This is a genomic window from Cellulomonas sp. HD19AZ1, assembly GCF_004535805.1.
Classification (GTDB): domain Bacteria; phylum Actinomycetota; class Actinomycetes; order Actinomycetales; family Cellulomonadaceae; genus Cellulomonas; species Cellulomonas iranensis.
Map to the genome: position 1 here is coordinate 88,327 of NZ_SPHX01000006.1, position 16,311 is coordinate 104,637.

The 16,311-nt window shown below is 76.6% G+C and carries 11 protein-coding genes; 3 read left to right on the forward strand and 8 right to left on the reverse strand.

The window, feature by feature from the left end; translation table 11 throughout:
* Positions 1-174: 174 nt before the first annotated feature.
* Positions 175-1,995: a family 43 glycosylhydrolase gene (locus E4A51_RS13685; protein ID WP_134852107.1), complete on the reverse strand. Its 1,821-nt coding sequence runs from the start codon at positions 1,993-1,995 to the stop codon at positions 175-177.
* Positions 1,992-3,683 (reverse strand): ricin-type beta-trefoil lectin domain protein, encoded by a 1,692-nt coding sequence (locus E4A51_RS13690; RefSeq protein WP_134852108.1) that lies wholly within the window; start codon positions 3,681-3,683, stop codon positions 1,992-1,994. The genes E4A51_RS13685 and E4A51_RS13690 overlap by 4 nt, the downstream gene beginning before the upstream one ends.
* Positions 3,684-4,059: 376 nt before the next feature.
* On the opposite strand from E4A51_RS13690, the gene E4A51_RS13695 reads away from it, so the two are divergent.
* Positions 4,060-6,021 (forward strand): right-handed parallel beta-helix repeat-containing protein, encoded by a 1,962-nt coding sequence (locus tag E4A51_RS13695; protein ID WP_070320220.1) that lies wholly within the window; start codon positions 4,060-4,062, stop codon positions 6,019-6,021.
* 133 nt (positions 6,022-6,154) lie between these two features.
* Here the strand turns inward: E4A51_RS13695 and E4A51_RS13700 are convergent, their stop codons facing one another.
* The 4 genes from E4A51_RS13700 to E4A51_RS13715 all read right to left on the reverse strand — a co-directional run bounded on the left by E4A51_RS13700 (position 6,155) and on the right by E4A51_RS13715 (position 9,192).
* On the reverse strand, positions 6,155-6,952 hold the full coding sequence (locus E4A51_RS13700; protein ID WP_240696491.1) for an anti-sigma factor: 798 nt from the start codon (positions 6,950-6,952) through the stop codon (positions 6,155-6,157).
* Positions 6,953-6,959: 7 nt separating this feature from the next.
* The gene (locus E4A51_RS13705; protein ID WP_240696504.1) at positions 6,960-7,526 is read right to left on the reverse strand and encodes a sigma-70 family RNA polymerase sigma factor; all 567 of its coding nucleotides are present in this window, start codon (positions 7,524-7,526) and stop codon (positions 6,960-6,962) included.
* Between the two features lie 62 nt (positions 7,527-7,588).
* The gene (locus E4A51_RS13710) at positions 7,589-8,326 is read right to left on the reverse strand and encodes a class F sortase (RefSeq protein ID WP_240696492.1); all 738 of its coding nucleotides are present in this window, start codon (positions 8,324-8,326) and stop codon (positions 7,589-7,591) included.
* 17 nt (positions 8,327-8,343) lie between these two features.
* Entirely contained in the window at positions 8,344-9,192 is an 849-nt protein-coding gene (locus E4A51_RS13715; RefSeq protein WP_134852111.1) for a DUF4397 domain-containing protein, read from the reverse strand.
* Positions 9,193-9,522: 330 nt separating this feature from the next.
* On the opposite strand from E4A51_RS13715, the gene E4A51_RS13720 reads away from it, so the two are divergent.
* Positions 9,523-9,819 carry a DUF1540 domain-containing protein gene (locus tag E4A51_RS13720; RefSeq protein WP_046529937.1) on the forward strand — a complete coding sequence of 99 codons (297 nt, stop codon included), beginning with the start codon at positions 9,523-9,525 and terminating at the stop codon, positions 9,817-9,819.
* 189 nt (positions 9,820-10,008) lie between these two features.
* Here E4A51_RS13720 and E4A51_RS13725 read toward each other — a convergent pair whose 3' ends face one another.
* On the reverse strand, positions 10,009-10,758 hold the full coding sequence (locus tag E4A51_RS13725) for a phosphotransferase (protein ID WP_070320987.1): 750 nt from the start codon (positions 10,756-10,758) through the stop codon (positions 10,009-10,011).
* 120 nt (positions 10,759-10,878) lie between these two features.
* Positions 10,879-11,952, reverse strand: a complete 1,074-nt coding sequence (locus E4A51_RS13730; RefSeq protein ID WP_240696493.1) for a hypothetical protein — start codon at positions 11,950-11,952, stop codon at positions 10,879-10,881.
* A gap of 217 nt (positions 11,953-12,169) precedes the next feature.
* Between E4A51_RS13730 and E4A51_RS13735 the strand changes: the two genes are divergently transcribed.
* Positions 12,170-16,234, forward strand: coding sequence for a sigma-70 family RNA polymerase sigma factor (locus E4A51_RS13735; RefSeq protein ID WP_134852112.1), 4,065 nt, complete (start codon positions 12,170-12,172; stop codon positions 16,232-16,234).
* The last annotated feature ends 77 nt before the right edge of the window (positions 16,235-16,311 follow it).

Below are 16,311 nucleotides of genomic sequence, written 5' to 3' on the forward strand. Positions count from 1 at the left end.
TCCGTGGTGTCGGGCGGCGTGCTGCCGGCCCGCTGCACCGCGAACGTACGACCGGCCGCCCGTGGCGGCGGCGGACGTAGGTCCCCGGCGACCTGCCCGCGACCCGCGAGGCCGCCGGGAGGGCGGGTCGCGGCGCCACCGCCACGACCCGCCCGCGGAGTCACCCGGGCCGCCTCACGACGCGCGGCTCCACTGGAACGTCGCGGCCGACGTGCACGTGCGCTGCTCGAGCGCCGCACCGTCCGCGGTCGACGCGCCGACGACGCCGACGCACCGGCCGCTCGCCCGGTTGACGAGCTGGTCGTACCCGTCGCCCGTCGACCGCCAGGAGAACTGCTGGTTGGTGCGGCCGTGGCACGTGTACTGGATGAGCCGGGCGCCGTCGGCGGTCGACGCGCCGGTCACGTCGAGGCACTTGCCGCTGTTCACGGACCGCAGCGACACGTACCCGCCGCCGGCGTCCACCACCTGCCAGCGCTGCCACGGCTGCCCGTTGCTCGCCCACTGGCCGACCACCGCGGCGTCGTCGCGGTTGGGCTGCTGCACGTCCATGACCTTGCCGCTCGCGCGGTTGACGACCCGCACGTCACCGGCCCCGGGCGTGGGCGTCGGGGTGGGGGTCGGCGTCGTGCCCCCGCCGCGCGTGAACTGCCAGCTCCCCACGTTGAACAGCTCGCCGCTGCCGCCCGCGAACCGCAGCACGAGGTCGCGCGTGCCGGTCGCGCCGCTGACGGGGCACGTGACGGTCGTCCACGTCTGCCACCCGCCCGTGCCGGGCACCGTGCACGTGCCCACCACCGGCCCCGACGCGCCGTCGAGCCGCACCTCGATGCGTCCGCCGCTCGTGGCCGACGCGACGCGTGCGCTGAACGACGCTGCCCCGGACCCGAACGCGACGCCCTTGACGCGCACCCAGTCGCCGTTCCCGATGAACGCGAGGTTGAGGCCGCCCTCGGTCGCGCGCTCGGTCTCGACGCCGCTCGCCCAGGCCACGGTCTCGGCCTGCTGCGTGACGTACGGGTCGAGCGGCTCGATCTGCGGCGGCCCCGCGGTGGTCATGTTCATGAGCGGGATCGACCCGTCGGCGCCGTACGTGAACTGCTCGACCGCCACGGACCGCGTGAACCCGCCCCCGCCCGGCAGTGCGCCGTTGTGGTAGAAGAAGTACGACCTGCCCCGGTAGTCCACGACCCCCGGGTGGTTGGTGAAGCTGCTGCCCTGCTTCGGCATGACGGTGCCGCGGTACGTCCACGGGCCGGTCGGCCCGGGCGCCGTCGAGTAGCCGATGAACTCGCTGCAGCACTCGGCCGCGAACACGTTGTAGTAGGTGCCGTTGCGCTTGTAGACCCACGGCCCCTCCTCGTAGAGCGTGGGCCGGTTGGCGACGTTCCCCGGGCGGGTGCCGAACCCGGCCGTCGTGAGCGGGATCCGGGTGGGGCTGCCGGAGTACGACACCATGTCGCGGTTGAGCTTGACGTACCAGAGGTTCGGGTTGCCCCAGTAGAGGTACGCCTGCCCGTCGTCGTCGATCATCACGGTCGGGTCGATCTCGCCGTTGCCGACCAGGGGACGCCCGATCGCGTCCCGGAACGGCCCCGTCGGGCTGTCGGACACGCCGACGCCGATGACCATGCCGCCGCCGCGCTGCTTGACGGGCACGTAGAAGAAGAACTTCCCGTCGCGCTCGACGACCTGACCGGCCCACGCGTCGGCCTCGGCCCACGCGAACGTCGCCAGCCCCATGGGGGAGCCGTGGTCGGTCCAGTTGGCCATGTCGGTCGTCGAGAAGACGCGCCAGTCCTTCATCGTGAAGTACGTCGAGCCGTCCTCGTCGTGGCTCGTGTAGACGTACAGGCGCCCGTCGTGGACGAGCGGCGCGGGGTCGGCCGTGTACACGGTCTGGACGATCGGGTTGTCGGCCGCCGCGGGTGACGTGAGGGCCACGGGCAGCAGCAGCGCGACCGCGGCCAGCGCCGCGGCCCGCCAGCGCCTCATCGCCGGCTCCACACCTGGTTGGCCGCGCCGGTGCACGTCCACAGCAGCACGCCCGTGCCGTTGGCGGTGAGGTTGCGGTCGACGTCGAGGCACAGCCCGGACGCGACGCCGCGGATCGTGCCGTTCGCCTGGGTGGTCCACTGCTGGTTGGTGCCGCCGTGGCAGTCGTACAGCTGCACGGCCGTCCCGGCGGTGGCCCCGGGCGGGGCGTCGAGGCACCGGCCGAGCACGCGCAGCGTCGCGCCGTCGGCCGTCCACCGCTGGTTGGTGCCGCCGTTGCAGTCCCAGATCACCGGGCGCGTCCCGTTGGCGGTCGCGCCGTTCGGGGCGTCGAGGCAGCGGCCCGACGCGGCGCTGACCAGGGTCGTCGTCGACGTGCCGGGCGACGTCGTGCCGGGCGTGACGCGGTAGAGCGCGACGCCGTGCGCGGGGACCGTCGCGGTGATCCGGTCGGACGTCTGGCCCGCCGCGCCGGTCCACAGCTCGCGGTAGGACGCGGTGCCCGCGCCCAGACCCGCCTCGGCGAGCGTCGCCGAGATCGAGCGCTGGCCGTTGCCGCGGTTGAGCAGCGCGACCGCCGCCGAGCCGTCGGCGAGCGGCTTGACCCACACCTCGGCGTCGCCGTCGTCGCGCACGCGGTCGGCCTGCCGCACGAGCGGGTCCTGGTCGATCGCGAGCACGTCGCGGTTGGTGAGGGCCGACCGCACGTCGGCGGTCATGTTGCGGATGTCGTTGCCGGCGATGAGCGGCGCCGAGAGCATCGCCCACATGCTCATGTGCGCGCGGTTCTCGGTGGCGTCGAGGCTGTTGCGCACGCCGACCATGAGCATGTCGGGGTCGTTGTACTGCCCCGGCTTCGTCCACTCGCGCATCGGCTCGATGATGTCGAGAGCCTCGGTGATGCCGACGAAGCACCACTGGTCGGACGGCGGGCAGCCGGTCGACCACGCGTCCTTGAGGTCCTCGGACGTGCGCCACATGTCGGCGAACGCGCCCCAGCCGGAGTAGGTCGGTGCGGTGTTGTCGTGCGCGCTGTTGGGGTTGATCGAGTAGACGATGGGCCGCCCGGTGGCCTTGAGCGCGTCGCCGAACTTCTTGAACAGCGCCGCCTGCTCCTGCACGGTGCCGCGCGGGTCGCACCAGTCGTGCTTGACGTAGTCGACGCCCCACGACGCGAACAGCTGCGCGTCGCGCGTCTCGTTGCCGTTGGAGGACGTGCCGGGGCGGTTGTTGAAGTACTGGTCGCACGTCTTCTCGCGCGGTGCGTGGTACAGGCCGAACTTCAGGCCCTTGGAGTGGATGTAGTCGCCGAGCGCCTTCATGCCGGACGGGAACCGCGTGGTGTTGGGGCGCAGGTTGCCGTCGGGGCCGCGCGTGTCCTGCATCCAGCAGTCGTCGACCACGACGTACTGGTAGCCCGCGGCGGCCATGCCGGAGCTGACCATCGCGTCGGCCGCCTGACGGATCATCTGCTCGTTGATGTTGCAGTAGAACGTGTTCCACGAGTTCCACCCGAGCGGCGGCAGCGGGGCCGGCTCGTCGACGGTGGGGGCGGGTGCCGCGGCCACGGCGGCGGGTGCCGCGGCCGCGGGGGCGGGCGGGGCCGCGAGGCCCGCGAGGGGTGCCGCGAGCAGCGCGAGCGTGAGGGCGAGCGCGCGGGCGCGGGCGCGTGGGCGGGTGCGGGACACGGGCGTCTCCTGGGCGGACGGGGCCCGCGCGCGGGCCGGACCGACCCGGCGGACGTCGGTGTCCGTCGGGCGTCACGGCGGCGACGGGTGCCCGGGCTCCGTCGCCCGGGACGCCGCTCACCGACCGTGAACGTTCACAACCACGCCTGACGATGCTGCTCCGGCGGGGCGCCGTCGAGGGGTTGAAACGCTTCGAGCGGCGTCGGACGCGTGGCCGGCGGGGTGTGCGGGCAGCGCCGTGGCGGGCCGCGCGTGGGTGCCTGGGCCGGACGCGCCGCGCGGGTCCCGGGTCGCGCGGCGCGCGCGTCGCTACAGTGGTGAAGCGGTTCGCCGACGACCTCTGGGAAGTGGCCGTGCGCGCAGGTAGTGTCAGCGCATGGCAAACGTTCTCCACGTCTCCATCGACGGCTCCGACGACGCAGCCGGCACGCACGACGCGCCGCTGCGGACCATCGACCGCGCCGCGCAGCTCGCGCGGCCCGGCGACACGGTGACGGTCCACGCCGGCACGTACCGCGAGTGGGTCCGCCCGCGCCGCGGCGGCACCGGCGAGCACCGTCGCATCACCTACCAGGCCGCACCCGGCGAGCACGTGCGCATCACCGGCGCCGAGCAGGTCACCGGCTGGCAGCCGCTCGGCGGCGGCGTGTGGCGGGTCGAGATCCCGAACGCGCTGTTCGGCGACCTCAACCCGTTCGCCGTCGAGATCGACGGCGACTGGATCGTGCGCCCCGGGCGCGACGACCCCAAGCAGCACCTGGGCGCCGTCTACCTCGACGGCCGCCGCCTGCACGAGGTCGCGACGGCCGACGCCGTCGCGGACGCCCCGCGCCGCACCGAGCAGGTCGACGACTGGACCGGCACCGTCGTGCCCGTCCCGGACCCCGACTGGACGCCGCGCGTCTGGCACGCCGAGGTCGGCGCCGACGTCACGACCGTCACCGCGAGCTTCGGCGACGCCGACCCGAACGCGTCGCTCGTCGAGGTCAACGTGCGCCCCGCGGTGTTCTTCCCCGCCGACCACCACGTCGACTTCATCACCGTGCGCGGGTTCGAGCTGTGCCAGGCCGCGACGCAGTGGGCCCCGCCCACCGCGAACCAGCCCGGCCTCGTCGGCCCCAACTGGGCGCGCGGCTGGGTCATCGAGGACAACGACATCCACGACGCGACGTGCTCGGCGGTCTCGCTGGGCAAGGAGGCGTCCACGGGTGACAACTACGCGACCGACCGCGGCGACAAGCCCGGCTACCAGTACCAGCTCGAGTCCGTGTTCTCGGCGCGGCAGATCGGCTGGGACCGCGAGCACATCGGCTCGCACGTCGTGCGCAACAACCACATCCACCACTGCGGGCAGAACGCCGTGGTCGGGCACCTGGGCTGCGTGTTCTCGCGCATCGAGGGCAACCACATCCACGACATCGCGAACGGCCGCGCGTTCTACGGGCACGAGATCGCGGGCATCAAGCTGCACGCGCCCATCGACGTCGTCATCGCCGACAACCGCATCCACGACTGCTCGCTCGGCATCTGGCTCGACTGGCAGACGCAGGGCACGCGCATCACGCGCAACGTGCTGTGGCACAACAGCCGCGACCTGTTCGTCGAGGTCAGCCACGGCCCCTACGTCGTCGACCACAACGTGCTGACCTCGCCCGTCTCGGTCGAGAACCACAGCCAGGGCGGCGCGTACGTCAACAACCTGCTCGCGGGCACGGTCGGCCTCAAGCAGATGCTCGACCGTGCGACCCCGTACCACCGGCCGCACTCCACGCAGGTCGCGGGTTACGCGATCATCGTGTGCGGCGACGACCGCTGGGTCGGCAACGTGTTCGTCGGCGGCGACCTCGACGCCGCGTACTCCGACGAGTCCTGGGGTCGCATCGGCGCCGGTGCCGGCACGGTGGCCTACGACGGCTACCCGACGTCGCTCGAGCAGTACCTCACCGAGATGGGCGACCGCTGGGACGGCGACCACACGCGCTTCACGGGCCGCGTGCAGCCGTACCTCGCGCGCGGCAACGTGTACGCGGGCGGCACGCGCCCGGCCGACGTCGAGAGCGACGCGGTCGTGCTCGACGGGCCCGCGCGTCTCGAGGTCGTCACGTCGGGCGACGAGGTCTGGCTCGAGGTCGACGTGCCCGGCGCCGACGCCGCCGTGCTCGACGTCGTCACGGGCGCGGACCTGCCGCCCGTGCGGTTCGTGGGCGCCGAGTTCGAGGACCCGGACGGCTCGCCCGTCCGCCTCGGCACCGACCTCGAGGGCACCGAGGTCACCGGCCCCACGCCGGCCGGCCCGCTCGCGGGCGGTCTGAGCGGAGCGCGCGTCCGCGTGCTCTGACCGCCCCCACCCGCCCCGCCCCCCGGGGTGACGGTGCGGTCCGGCCGCCGCCGGACCGGCGGGAGTGCGACCCGGTCCCTCGATCCCGACCGGGTCGCACTCCCGTGCCCGGGCGTCCTCCGGCGCGGCGGCGTCAGACGTCGAGCGCGCCGCGGACCACCGAGACGCCCGAGTGCGCCGGGTCCCCGTCCAGCGGCTCGTCGCTCACGTCGACCACCGGGAACTGCGCGAGGTCCAGGTCCGCCGGCAGCGCGAACGTGCCGCTCGTGCCGTCGAGCGTGCCCAGGCTGACCAGCCCCGACACGTCGGGCTTGAGCAGCCAGACCTCGAGGTAGCCCTCGACGCCGGGCTCGTCGTCGAGGTCGACGACGAGCGAGCGCGTGCCGTCGGGCGCGGTGCGGACCTGCGCGCTGCCGGTCTCCGACCAGCCGGGCAGCGGCTCGAGCGTCGCGCTCGCGAGCACGGTCTCGGGCGCCGACGCGCGCCACCACATCGTCGCACCCGCGCCGCCCAGCACGAGGCCCGCGGCCGCAGCGACCGCGAGCCAGCGCCCGCGCACGCCGCGCGAGCGCGGTCGCAGCGGGACGACGACGGCCGGGCCACCGGCCGCGGCGGGTGCCGCGTCCGCGGGGGCGGTCGCACCTGAGCGCACGGCGGCGGTCGCACCCTCGTCCGCGGCGTCGGTCGCACCCGCGTGCGCCGCGGCGTGCGCACGCTCACCGAGCCCGAGCTCGGCCGCGACGCGGTCCCAGACGTCCGGTGCCGGCGCCACGAGCTCCGCGGCCGGGCCCGCCTCGCGGGCGAGGTCGGCCACGTCGCGCAGGTCCGCGAGCTCGTGCGCGCAGCGCTCGCACGCGGTCAGGTGGGCGGCGTCGTCGGGCGTGCCCGCCTGCTCGCCGAGCGCGAGGAGGGCGAGGGTCTCGTCGTCCACGTGCAGGTCATCGGACGGCACCATCCACCTCCCATCGCGTGCGCAGGCGTGCCAGGCTACGCCGCACGTGGCTCTTCACCGTGCCCAGCGGCAGGCCCAGCCGGGCGGCGATCTGGTCGTGCGTCAGGTCGTCGAAGAACGCGAGCCGCAGGATCGTGCCCTGCGGGTCGCCGAGCCCCGCGAGCGCGTCGGCGACCACCACGCGGTCCACGACGCGCTGGTCCACGCCGGGCGCCGGGGCGGGGTCGGCGTCGGCCGTGACCGCGGGCGTCTCGGCCAGCCGCCGGTCGCGCGCGCGGCGCTCGTGCGCGTCCGCCACCGCGTGCCGCGTGATGCCGACGAGCCACGCGGGCAGCCGTGCGCGGTCGGGGTCGAACCGGTGCCGGCCGCGCAACGCCTCGACGAACACCTGCTGCGTGACGTCCTCGGCCTCGGTGCGGTCGCCCAGCGAGCGCAGCGCGACCGTGTGCACGAGCGCCGACCAGCGGCGGTACGCCTCGCCGACGGCCGCCTCGTCGCCCGCGGCGAAGGCCCGCCCCACGGCGTCGACGTCGTCAGGCGCGGCGGTGGGCACGCTCACCCCGTCTCCCTCCGACGTCGCGGCGACGCCGGTCGGCCTCGCCTGCAGCACGACGCTCATCCACCCGGTGCGGGCACGGCGGTGACGGCGACGTTGTCGGCATAGTGCCCTACCTCGCGGTCGAACGCCCCTCCGCACGTCACGAGCACCAGGCGGGGCGACCCGGCGCGGTCGAACCACTGCTCGACCGGCGCGTCGCCCTTGGGCACCTGCGCGACGTCCTGCACGACGTACGCGTGCACCGTGCCGTCGGCCGTCGTGACCTCGACGCGCGCGCCGACCGCGACGTCCCGCAGCCGCGAGAACGGCCCGATGCCCGTGGTCCACGAGTCGACGTGCGCCGCGACGACCGTCGCACCCGCGGGGTCGGCGGGCGCGGGGCCGAACCGGTACCAGCCGGCGCGGTCCGCGCCGTCGGGGATCTCCATGGTGCCGTCGTCCTCGACCCCGACCGGGTCGACCGGCATGTCGATCGCGAGGTCCGGCACCGCGACGCGCGTGGGCGCCGGGGCCTGGACCGGGGCGGGCTGCGCACCGAGCGCGGCGTCCTGCACCGGCACCGTCGGCCCGGGGGCCGGGGTCGGCTCGGGGGTCGGTGCCGGTGCGGAGACCGACGGGGTCGCGGCCGACGTCGCCGCCGCGCCCGCGTCGGCCGGGCCGCCGCACCCCGCCAGGACGGCGACCGTGACCAGCGCCGCCGCGTGCCGGGGGAGCACGCGGCGGCGCCGGGGGGCCGCCGCCCCCGGCGCCCGGCCGGCGGGGGCGGGCCGGGCGCCGAGGACGTCGGTGGTCACGGTGCGCGTCGCCCGGGTCAGCGGTGCGTGGCCGCGCGGCGCGCGACCACCTGACGACCCGCGAGCGTCGCACCGGCGACGCCGAGCGCGACGAGCATCGTCAGCGCGACCGGCACGGCCGGCGACGGCCGGTCCGCGGCGAGGCCGACCTGACCCGCCTGCACGCCCGACGGACCGGAGTGCAGCCCGCCGATGGTCTGCGTCGCGAGCGCGAGGTTGCCCGCCTCGGCCGAGCCCCACGCGTAGACGATCGTGCTCGTGCCCTCGGTCACCGGGACGTCGGCCGGGCCGAGCAGCGCGGGCTCCGTGGTGCCGGTCGCGACGACCGACGCCGAGACCGTGCCGGCCGGCAGGTCGAGCGACTTCTCGTTCGGGTTGGTCAGGTTCGAGATCACGGCCTGACCGCCCGCGAGGACGTCGACGCCCGGTGCGGCGGCGACGTGGCGGACCGTGAGACGGCCCTGCCCGGCGGCCGTGGCCGACGTGTCGTTGGTGAACAGGGTCGCGGTGGGCTGGCCCGACGCGTCGAGGTGCGCGACGGCGGTGTAGTTCTTGCCGCCCTCCAGCGGGAGGTCCACGGGGCCGATCGCGGGCGAGGACGCGTCGGCCGCGTCGGCCGCCGTGATCGCGACGCTGTACGTGCCCGCGGGCAGGTCGAGCGGGCCCGCGAGCGTGCCGGGCGTGAAGTCGTCGAGCGTGCGCTCGCCGTTGACCCACACGTCGACCGTGAGGTCGGGGACGCCGTGCAGCACCGAGAGCTTCGCGGTGCTGCCGGTCGCGGCGCTCGCGGGCAGGGCGGTCAGGGTCGCGGTCAGGCCGAGGGCCAGCGCGCCGGCAGCGGTGCCGGCCAGGAGTCGTGCGCGCATCGGTGGGGTCCTTCCGTTCGGCCCGCCAGGGCGGGCGAGGACGTGCTGACACGACTACTTCCCCCGGGGGTGCGCGCGCGGATGCACCTCGTGCGGACTTTCTTCCCGGACCGTCCGCGCGCGGGGGCGTCGCGGGTCGGCACGCGCCGTCCGCCCGACCTGCGGCGACGTGCTTTCCGCAACACGCTCCTTGCGTAAAAAGGGCCTCTGACCTGCGGCTTAGCCAGGCCTGGCTTGGTGGCGGGATGCCGTGGGCGGGTCTAGCGTCGAGGAGAGGGCGCAGCCGCCAGGTCGTGCCCGACAGGTTGTCCCGACCTACCGGAGGTACCGATGAGCACGCTCGCAGAGCTCCCCGCCGTGGCCGAGTGCTCGGTCGCCGGCTGCTCGTACAACGACCACTCGTCCTGCCACGCCGCGGCCGTCACCATCGGCGGCGCCGGCGACGCGCAGTGCGCGACGTTCATCCCCCTGAGCGTCAAGGGCGGTCTCGACCGCGTCGTGTCGCACGTCGGCGCGTGCCAGCGGCAGGACTGCACCCACAACGAGCACCTCGAGTGCGGCGCCCCCGCGGTGCGGATCGGCGCCGGGCACGACGTCGCCGACTGCCTCACCTTCGCCGCGCGCTGAGGCGCCGGCCCCCGGGCCCGACGGCCGCACCCCGACTCGCCGGGGTGCGGCCGTCGTCGTGCAGGGGTCGCGGTGGAGCGGGTCGTGGCTCCGCCGTGCTCGTCGGCGGCGCCGGTGCCGGTGCTGTCGACGTCGGTGTGCGTCGTTGCGGCCGCTGGGCAGCCGGAACGCCGCACGGGCCGCCCCGGGTCAGCCGGCCGTGAGCTCCAGCAGCGTGCGCACCAGCCCCGCGGCGTCGGGGACCAGCTCGCGCTCGCCCGGGACGAGCGCCGGGTCGACCGCACGCATCGCCGACGCGTCGTCGAGCGCCGCCAGCGGCGACACGTCGGACGCGTGCAGGAACGCCGCGAGCAGCGCGCGCGCCGCCTGCGAGTAGTCGCCACCCGCGTCGACCGCGACCTCCGCGAGCATCACCGCCGTCACCGCGACGTCGAGCTCGGGCGTCCCGGAGCGCGCGGTCGCCCAGTCGACCAGCGCGGGGCCGGGCTCGGCGAGGATGACGTTGCCCGGGTGCAGCCCCAGGTGCACGACCACGGGCCCGCCGGTCAGCACCGGCCAGTCGCGGTCCGACGGCGCGACCCACGCGGGCGGCGCGGGGATCGCGTGCAGCCGCGCGTGCAGGTCGGCCAGCACGCGCGCCGCGTCGGAGATCGACACCTCGCCCGCACCGAGCGCCTGCAGCAGCGTCGGCCCGTGCACACGCTCCATGACGATGTCCGAGCCGGACGCGCCGAGCACCGCCGGCGCCGGGAAGCCGTGCGCCGTCACGTGCTGCAGCAGCGCGACCTCGGGGGTCGCGTCGCGGCCCTCGCGGTACCGGCGCAGCACGCGGGCGTCGTCGAGCGCGTAGACGTCCGCCGACGTCCCAGACGTCAGCAGCGGTCCGGGGTCGTCCGCGGGCACCTCCGACTCGGGTGGGAGCACGTCGGCGGGAGGCATACCGTCGACCGTAGCGCCGCGCCCGGGCACTGTCGCGGCGACGGGTGAGGTCCGTCCGCGCCCGGGCGCGCGGGCGTGCGGCGCGGCTTCGGATGCGGTCCGCGCGGTCGGTCGGTCCGGTCAGTCGGTCGTCGTCGCGGGGTCGTCGGGCGTCCCGCGGTCGCGTGGGTCGTCGGGCGCCGCGCGGTCGCGCGCGTCGTCGTCAGGGGCCGCGGGTGCGGGCGGGGTGTCGCGCACGGGCGGCCCGTCGGGCCACAGCGCCGCGAGCAGGCCGGGCGGCAGCGCCGACCCGGGCCCCGCGAGGCCGAACCCGCCCGGGTGGCGCGGCGGACCGGCGGACGCGGAGGGCTGCGGTCCGGTGGTCGGGCCACCCGGCTCGTCGTGCAACGCGTGGTCGCGCGGCACGGACGGCGGCGCGGGCCGGGGGATGCCCACCCACGGCTCGGGACGCGCGAGCTGCGCGAGCCGCTGCACGGCGGCCGCGTGCGTCGCGGGCAGCGGCTCGACCCACACCCGAACGGGCTGGCGCGTCGACACCCGGACGTCGACGTCCTCGCAGCGCCGCGCGACCTCCGCCCGCAGCACCGCGATGCGCGCGTCGGTGTCGTCGCCCGCACGCGTCAGCACCGCGAACACGCCGCCGCCGAGCGTCGCCGCGGGGTACCCGGCGCCGAACGCGTCGCGCAGCGCGGCGCCCACCGCCGCCGACCGCGCCGCCCGCAGCAGGCCCGTGACGTGGCCCGCCGCGACGTCGACCAGCACGAGGCCGTGCCGCACGGCGTCCAGGTACGCCTCCTCGAGCCGGACGGCGAGGTACTGCCGCGTCGGCAGGCCCGTCTCGGGGTCGGTGCACGCACCCGTCACGAGCAGCGCGGCCTGCGCGTCCGACCAGCCCTCGGTCAGCGCGCGCACCGCGTCGACCGGCGGCGCGGGGACGCCCGTCGAGCGGTACAGGCACACGAGGTCGTCGAGCGCCTCGCCCACGCCCACGCCGTGCTCGCCGCGCGCCCGCCCCAGGTCCCACGCGGCGGCCGTCGGGTCGCCGTGGTCGAGCACCGCCGCGGCGAGCGCGTCCACCGCGGGGTGGTACCAGTCGGACGGTCGACGCCAGACCGACGTGACGCTCTCGTGGCGCCACCGCTCGCGCAGCCCTGCGGGGAGGGCGCGCCCGTCGTTGCCGAAGTCGGTCGTCACACCGGGTGAGAGTGCGTTGCACACGGGTCATGACGGCGGTCCGGGTGGTTTTCACCCACTCGTTCGTGGGGGCGTCCGGAAGGTCGCGTGCGTCCCGACCTGGGCGGAGACGTCCTGACTGCGGTTCCTGGGGCTCGACGCACCGTTCATCCCTTCGGTCTGATATGGCACCCTGTCGAGGCGAGATCGTGCGGACGAGGACCTGACGGGAAGACGCGTGGCTGCAGGCACGGAGGTCGACGGGGTCATCGAGGATGACGCCGCGCTGCTGCGCGCCACCCGGGCGGGGGACGCGCAGGCGTTCGGGCACCTGTACGAGCGGCACGCGGGCGCCGCGCTCGTGGTCGCGCGGCAGTACACGGACGGCCCGGCGGACGCCGAGGACGTGGTGGCCGACGCGTTCGCGAACGTGCACCGCGCGATCCTGCGCGGCGGCGGGCCCGAGGTCGCGTTCCGTGCCTACCTCTTCACGGTCGTGCGTCGCGTCGCCGCGGTGCACCGCACGGCGGGCCGGCGCACGCAGCCGACCGACGACGTCGCGACGCTCGAGACCGCCTCGACCCCCGTGGAGGCCGCCGAGGAACCGACGCTCGCCGGGTTCGAGCGCGGCGTCGTCGCGCGCGCGTTCCGCTCGCTGCCCGAGCGCTGGCAGGCCGTGCTGTGGCACAGCGAGGTCGAGGGCCTGACGCCCGCGCAGATCGCGCCGCTGCTCGGCCTGACCGCCAACAGCGCGGCCGCGCTGGCCTACCGGGCACGCGAGGGCCTGCGCCAGGCGTACCTGCAGATGCACCTGCAGGACCCGCTCGACGACGGCTGCCGCGGCGCGTCCGGCAAGCTCGGCGCGTACGTGCGCGGCGGCCTCGGCGCGCGCGACACGCGTGCCGTCGAGCAGCACCTCGACGCGTGCGGCGAGTGCCGTGCGCTCGTCCTCGAGCTCGGGGACGTGAACCACGGCATGCGCGCCGTCGTGGCGCCGCTCGTGCTGGGGCTCCTGGGGCTCGGTGCGCTCGCGCACCGGTTGCCGGTCGGCGGCGGGCTGGCCGCGGGTGCGGCGACGCTCGGGCAGGGCGTGGGCGCCGGGGCTGCGGGCGGGTCGTCCGCCGGCACGTCGTCCGGCGCGTCGTCCACCGGCGGTGCGGGTGGCACGGGGGCGGCGGCCGGGGGCTCGGCGGTCGGCGGGACGGGCGTCGGCGGCGCAGCGGCGGCGGGCAGCGCGGCGGCGGTCACGGCGGCCGGCGGCAGCGCCGCCGTCTCGACCGCGGGTGCGGCCTCGGCGGGCGGCGTGGCGGCGACCACGGGGCTGGCCGGGCTGCTGGCCGGTGCGTCGACCACGGCGATCGCGGCCGTCGCCGCGGCCGTGGTGGTCGTCGCGGTGGCCGTGGTGGGGGCGACGCAGCTGCTCCAGGGGCGGGACGAGGCGGGGGCCCCGGGCGCGCAGGTGTCGGGCGCGACCGGTGACGCGACGCCCCGGGCGACGCCGCGTGCCACGGGCACGGCGACGCCGACCGACGTCCCCTCCGCGACCCCGTCGGACGCGCCCACGGCCACGCCGACCCCGGACGCGTCGGCCACGCCCGGCTCGAGCACGCCCGACACGGCGACGGCCGAGCCGCGCCCCGCCCCGACCGGCGTCCCCGTGATCGACCCGGGGCCGGACCCCGACCCGACGGCCGACCCGCCGCCCACGGCCGAGCCGACCTCCGAGCCCACGCCCGAGCCGACCTCCGAGCCCACACCCGAGCCGACCGCCGGGCCGACACCGACCCCCACGCCGCCGGGCCCCGCCCAGGTCGTGGTCGGCGGCCCGACCGGTGGCTTCTCGCTCGCGGCCGGCGCCGACGGGCAGGAGCTGTCGTTCACGGTCGAGAACACGGGCGGCGTGCCCACGGCGGGTCTGACCGCGCAGGTGGACGTGCCCGCGGGGGTGTCGCTCGTCATCGGCGGCGGGCCCGGCGCGGTGGCCTTCGGGTTCGGGCCGGCGACGGGGTGGCTGTGCGTGGTCGGCGACGCCGAGACCACGGCGACGTGCACGCTCGAGGGCCTCGCGCCGGGCGCGTCCGCGACGCTCGACATGGGCGTGCGGATCGACGAGGCGTTCCGGCCGTCCCCGGGCGACGCGGTGCGCGTCGCGGTGACCGGCGACGGCGGTGCGTGGGACCCGGTCGCGATCCCGCTGGTCGTCGCGGCGTCGCCCGCGCGCGTCGTCCCCGGCGCCGGCATGCCGACGGCCGTGCAGCTCGTGGCCGGTCGCACGACGACGCTCGACGTGCCCGTGCGCAACGCGGGGGGCACGGGCGTGACGGGTGACGCCCCGGCGACGGTGACGCTCGCGCTGCCCGCCGGTGTGACGGCCACGGGCGCCGCGCCCTGGTCGTGCGACCCGCCGCGGTCCGGCTCGACGACGTGCCGTCACGGTGCGCTCGGCGCGTTCGACGCCACGACGCTCGCGCTGACCCTGGCCACGGCGCGCGACACCGCCCCGGGGGCGGGGACGGTGGCCCTGCGGTTCGGCCCGTCCGCGTCGCGACCCGTCGCGACGGCCTCCGTCGCGACGACGGTCGTGCGCCCCGCGACGCTCGTGCTCGACGCGCCCGCCGCGGTCGACGTCGCACCCGGCACCGCCGCTCCCGTCACGGTCCGCGTCACCAACACCGGCGACCTGCCCGCCACCGGTGCGGCGCTGCGGTGGCAGGTGCCGCCCGGCGTCACCGTCGCGGACGGTTACGCCCCGGGCTGGCGGTGCGACCAGGCGGAGGGCGTGACCGCGTGCGTCGGCGACCTCGCGGCCGGTGCGCACGTCGACCTGACCGCGCGCCTGTCGGCCGCGCCCGGCGCCGTCGGCGAGCTCGCGCTCACGCTCGACGGGCGGGCGGCCGACGCCGACGTCCCCGCGACCCGCGGCGTCGTGGCCGTGACCGTCGTGCCGCCGCAGCTCACGGTGGGCGACGCCGCCGCCGTGGTCGACCTCAAGGGCGGCGGTGTCGCGTTCGTCGTCCGCGTCGCGGGGGAGCGGTCCGACGGCCGACCCGCCGCCGCGGCGGCGGACGTGACCGCCACCGTGACCCTGCCGCCGGGCGTCACGGCGGACCGCGCGGGCGTCACGTCCGCGGGGTGCGCCGGGACCGGTCGGGTGGTCACGTGCGCGCTGGGCGACCTCGCCGCGGGCGCGTCGGTGCCGGTGCAGGTGGGTGCGCGCGCCGCGGCCGCCGTGCGCGGCACGGTCGACGTGCGCGTCACCGCCACGGGAGTGCCGCCGATCACGACGTCGGCACCGGTCGTCGTCTCGTCGGCGAACCTCACGCCCGTGTGGTCGGGCGTCGGCGACCTCGACGTCGTGGAGGTCGGTGCGCCGCTGCTCGTGTGCCACGACCCCTACGCCGGCCAGCCGTGCGGGGCCGTGCGCCAGGACCGCGACAACAACGGGCTCGACATGCGACCCGTCGACCAGGCCCCGCCGCCCGGCGAGCGGCCCGGCGCGCCCGTGTCCTCCGAGACGCGCCTCGACGTGCCCGACGGGCGCCCCGTGGTCTTCGCGGGGCTGTACTGGTCGGGTGTGCGCGGGCCCGCCGACGCGTGGAGCACGGCGCTCGGCACGGCGCGGCTGCGCGGCCCCGACGGCACGTGGACGACCGTGACGGCCGACCCGGACGACGTCGTGCGCGTGACCGACAACAAGGACCGCCGCTACTACCAGTCGGCCGTCGACGTCACGGACCTCGTCGCCGCCCAGGGCGCGGGCACGTGGGCGCTCGCGGACGCCGCGGTCAGCCAGACGCGCACCGACCGCGAGCCGACGTACTACGCCGGCTGGGCGCTCGTCGTCGTGCACGGCACGGTCGGCGCCGACACCGCCGCTGGCCGCTCCGCCGTGACCGTGCACCAGGGCGGCTCGTGGGTCGGCACGTCGAGCACCGCGCCCGCGTTCCTGTTCACCGGTGCGCCGGGCACGCGTACGCGCATCGGCGTCGTCGGGTGGGAGGGCGACCGCGCGACCACCGGCGACCGGCTGACCCTGTCCGGCGTCGGCGCGCTCACGCCACGACGCTGGAACGGCACCGCGGTCGTGGGCGGCGGGTCGGCGGCCAACGCGTTCGACTCGACCGCGACCGGCTGGCGGTACCCGAACGCGCTCGGCGTCGACGCGAAGGGCTTCGAGGAGGTCACGATGCCCGCGTCGGGCGTCGGGACGCTCACCGCCTCGACGGGCGGCGACCAGTACCTGCTCGGCGTGGTGACGGTCCGCACGGGTGCGCCCGCGGCGGCGCCGACGCCCCTCGGCTGACGGTCCGCCGGGCCGGGGACCAGCCGCCTGACGGGCGCCCGCGCGGCGCGCGCGGCTGCCGCTGCGCACGACGAAGG

Bases quoted from the DNA above. Each gene is read 5' to 3' on its own strand.
- E4A51_RS13685 (WP_134852107.1), bottom strand. From the start codon at position 1,995: ATGAGGCGCTGGCGGGCCGCGGCGCTGGCCGCGGTCGCGCTGCTGCTG.
- E4A51_RS13695 (WP_070320220.1), top strand. From the start codon at position 4,060: ATGGCAAACGTTCTCCACGTCTCCATCGACGGCTCCGACGACGCAGCC.
- E4A51_RS13715 (WP_134852111.1), bottom strand. From the start codon at position 9,192: ATGCGCGCACGACTCCTGGCCGGCACCGCTGCCGGCGCGCTGGCCCTC.
- E4A51_RS13720 (WP_046529937.1), top strand. From the start codon at position 9,523: ATGAGCACGCTCGCAGAGCTCCCCGCCGTGGCCGAGTGCTCGGTCGCC.
- E4A51_RS13725 (WP_070320987.1), bottom strand. From the start codon at position 10,758: ATGCCTCCCGCCGACGTGCTCCCACCCGAGTCGGAGGTGCCCGCGGAC.